Origin of the sequence: Geomonas sp., assembly GCF_035254065.1 — a bacterium.
Classification (GTDB): Bacteria; Desulfobacterota; Desulfuromonadia; order Geobacterales; family Geobacteraceae; genus Geomonas.
On the sequence record NZ_DATFBA010000282.1, the window covers coordinates 1 to 3,459 of the forward strand.

Below are 3,459 nucleotides of genomic sequence, written 5' to 3' on the forward strand. Positions count from 1 at the left end.
TGGTTACCATGGTCAAGGCTTTTTATTCCGCCGGCTTCCATGTCATCGCCTTGCCGTCACCCTCCACCGCCAACTTCATCGTTTCCGCCTCCCAGACCTGTGTCCCCGGCGATCTCACTCAAGATGCCTCCGACCTCTACCGGGTGATGGAGGTGGCCTGGCGGGAGGTGAAAGACGACATCGAGGTCTCCTCGTTCCACCTCTGCGGCTATAGCCTGGGAGGCAACGATGCGGCCTTCGTGGCCATGCTTGACGAGCAGAGGAAGGTCTTCAATTTCCGAAAGGTGATGATGATCAACCCTTCGGTGAGCCTGTACACGTCACTGGAGAGGATCGAGGACCTCCTGCAGCAGATACCAGGCGGGCCCAAAAAGGAAGGGGTCTTCTTCAACCGGATGCTCACCAAATTCAGCGAGTTCTACCGTTACGGCAATTTCGTGGCGGTGAACGACAACTTCCTCTACAGCATGTACCGCGAGCGCCTGTTCACTCACGAAGAAACCGGCGGCTTGGTCGGCCTCACTTTCCGGCTCTACCTGGCCGGCATGATATTCGCCTCCGACGTGATGAACAACAGCGGCTACGTGGTCCCCAAGAATCGGGTGCTTTCACAGAGTGATCCGCTTTACGACTACTTCCTGGTCTCCTTGCACCTGAGCTTCTTCGACTACTTCAACGAGTATTTCTATCCCTATTACCTGACGAGACATCCCGGCCTCACCAAGGAGCAACTGATCGAGGCCCAGAGCCTGAAGAGCATCGAAAAGTACCTGGTGGTTTCGCCAAAATTCGGCGTAATGCTGAACCAGGATGATCCCATCCTGGGGGCCGGCGACATTGACTACCTGCGGGAGCTGTTCGGCTCCCGCGCCAAGGTCTACCCGCGAGGGGGACACCTGGGCAATCTCGAGTACCGCGAAAACCTCGACTACATGGTCTCCTTTTTCCGATGACCAGGAGGATGCCGTCATGAAACGAACCATCCTCGCCGTGCTCCTGTTGCTGTCGCTGTCGGGGTGCGCCACCACCAACCCCAATCTGCCGCCGGAAGTCCCTCCCCGCCACACGGTGAACGAGTTCCGGGACCAGCCGGTCGCCTATGTCTCCGACCCCTGGGAGTCGTTCAACCGCAACATGTACCGGTTCAACTACTACTTCGACAGCTACCTCTTCCTGCCGGTGGTCCATGGCTACGAGTTCATCACCCCCGTTTTCGTGCAGGACCGGGTATCCCATTTCTTCGACAACCTCTCGGAAATCAGGAACCTGACCAACAGCATCTTCCAGCTGAAAGGTAAGGAAGCCGGCATTGCCCTGGGCAGGTTCCTGACCAACAGCACCCTCGGGCTGGGAGGGCTCTTCGACCCCGCCACCAAATGGGGGCTGGAGAAACACCCGGAGGACTTCGGCAAGACCCTGGGATACTGGGGGGTGGGCTCCGGCCCCTACCTGGTGCTGCCGGTGTTCGGTCCCTCCTCGGCACGTGACACCGGCGGGCTGGTTGCCGATGGCGCCATCAGGTACGGCATCTATAACGCGACCATCCCCAACTCGGACGACAGGTTCACCATCACCACCGGCGTAGAGGTGCTGGAGGCGATCGACACCCGTCACCAGCAACCGTTCCGTTACTACGACGGGGGGTACCCCTTCGAGTACGAACTGGTCCGTTTCGTCTATCATGAGAAGCGCGAACTCGAATCGGGCAAGCCGGCCACCGAGAAGTGATGATGCTGCTTCCTCTTGTTTTTCACATGAAAAAGAATCCCCTCCCGTTGCCGAGCACCTGCAATCGGGTAAAGTTATCCATTGTAGATAATCCCGGGGTTTTCCCGGGAAAGGCGGCGTGACGCTGAGAAACGAGAGAGGGGAGGTGCGAGACCATGCGCAAGATCACCTACAGCTGTGAGGTCCACGCCGCACTGGATACCGTCTGGAAGCTGCTGGTAGAGAAAGTCGAACAGCCGCAGATCTACCTGCCCGGCGTAGTCCATTCCCGGATCCTGCAACATTACGGCAACGGGCTGCTGCGCGAGGTGAAGGGCGAGGGGATGCTCATAAAGGAGAAGGTGGTTATCGACCGGGCGCACGGAGAGGTGCATTACTTCCTGCTGGAGCACCCCCTCTTCACCGGCCGGGTGGTCAACCGTGTGGTCCCTTCCTCGGTGCAAAGTCCGGTAGCTCCACAGCTGCTGACCATCGAGGTGGACTGGGTCCCCAAAGACGAACGGGCAGAGCATCTGATCCAGACCGCCATCCCCGACCAGATCCAGAGCGAGGTGCTCGCCATCAAGCAGCGGGCGGAGGCGATGGAAAAGGAGGCTTCGCTCCCCTTGAGTACCCCCTACGGCTTCGGCCTCACCGTCTCGCTTCCCTTTGGCGATGCCGTGAGAAAGGTTCACGAGGAACTGGCCAAGGAGGGCTTCGGCATCGTCTCCGAGATCGATATGAAGGAGAAGTTCAGGGAGAAGCTGCACAAGGAGTTCAGAAACTACCTCATCCTGGGGGCCTGCAATCCCGGGCTTGCCTACCAGGCCGTCGGCGTCGACCTCAACATCGGAACCCTGCTCCCTTGCAACGTGGTGCTCTACTCGATCACCGAGTTCCGGACCGTGGTCATGATCATGGATCCCGTGGCGGCCATGGCCCTGGTCGGCAATCCGCAGCTGGTGGAGCTGGCGGAAACGGTCAGGCAGAGCATGCAAAGAGTTCTGGCCGCCCTGTGATGCTGTTTGCCCCCGAGGAGGGACCCGGCCCGGGCCCTGCATGGGCTCGCCCGCCTGCAACTAATCGTCATGATCAAGATCAAGCGCGTATATGAAGAGCCGGCCCTGCAGGACGGGGTTCGGCTGCTGGTGGACCGGCTTTGGCCGCGTGGGCTCAGCAAGGAGCGGGCGCGGGTGGAGCGCTGGCTCAAGGAGATCGCCCCCAGCGACGAACTCAGACACTGGTTCGGGCACGACCCGGAAAAGTGGCAGGAGTTCCGCCTGCGCTACCGCGAGGAGCTGACGGCGCAGCGTGAGCTGATCGACGAGCTGAGGAAGCTCGCAGCGCACGAGACGGTGACCCTTGTCTTTGCCGCTCACGACGAGGAGCACAACAACGCGGTGGTGCTCAAGGAATTGCTCGAGAAGAAACGGTGAACCGGAACCGGCGCGTGGTGGAGCGAGTTGCAGGCCCGGTCGCCTCGAAGCCCCTATCGGTAAGGCGGTGGACAGGAAGTGCTGACATAGAGCGGTGCGTAATCGCTATAATGAATGCAAGGGGGGCCCGACGCCTCATCCTTTGCCGAGACGCCCGGCCGTTCTGTCACCGCTTCTTACCATGAGCTAAAGGGGAGATCGCAATGGGACGCAATCTGGCAACTAAAATTCTGGAAGCCCACCTGGTCGAGGGGAAGCTGGTTCCCGGCCAGGATATCGCCTTGAAGATCGATCAGACGCTTTTGCAGGACGCCAC

Annotated in this window: 4 protein-coding genes; all 4 read left to right on the plus strand. The window is 59.9% G+C overall.

Annotated elements, in window-relative coordinates; genetic code table 11:
• Nucleotides 1–953, plus strand: a 953-nt coding sequence (locus VJ604_RS13030; RefSeq protein WP_324083189.1) for an alpha/beta hydrolase, incomplete at its 5' end; no start/stop codon positions are given.
• Between the two features lie 16 nt (nucleotides 954–969).
• Nucleotides 970–1,728, plus strand: coding sequence for an MlaA family lipoprotein (locus tag VJ604_RS13035; protein ID WP_324083191.1), 759 nt, complete (start codon nucleotides 970–972; stop codon nucleotides 1,726–1,728).
• 155 nt (nucleotides 1,729–1,883) lie between these two features.
• Nucleotides 1,884–2,726 (plus strand): DUF302 domain-containing protein, encoded by an 843-nt coding sequence (locus VJ604_RS13040; RefSeq protein WP_324083193.1) that lies wholly within the window; start codon nucleotides 1,884–1,886, stop codon nucleotides 2,724–2,726.
• 69 nt (nucleotides 2,727–2,795) lie between these two features.
• A complete protein-coding gene (locus tag VJ604_RS13045) occupies nucleotides 2,796–3,143 on the plus strand; it encodes a DUF488 domain-containing protein (protein WP_324083195.1) in 348 nt (115 codons plus the stop codon).
• The last annotated feature ends 316 nt before the right edge of the window (nucleotides 3,144–3,459 follow it).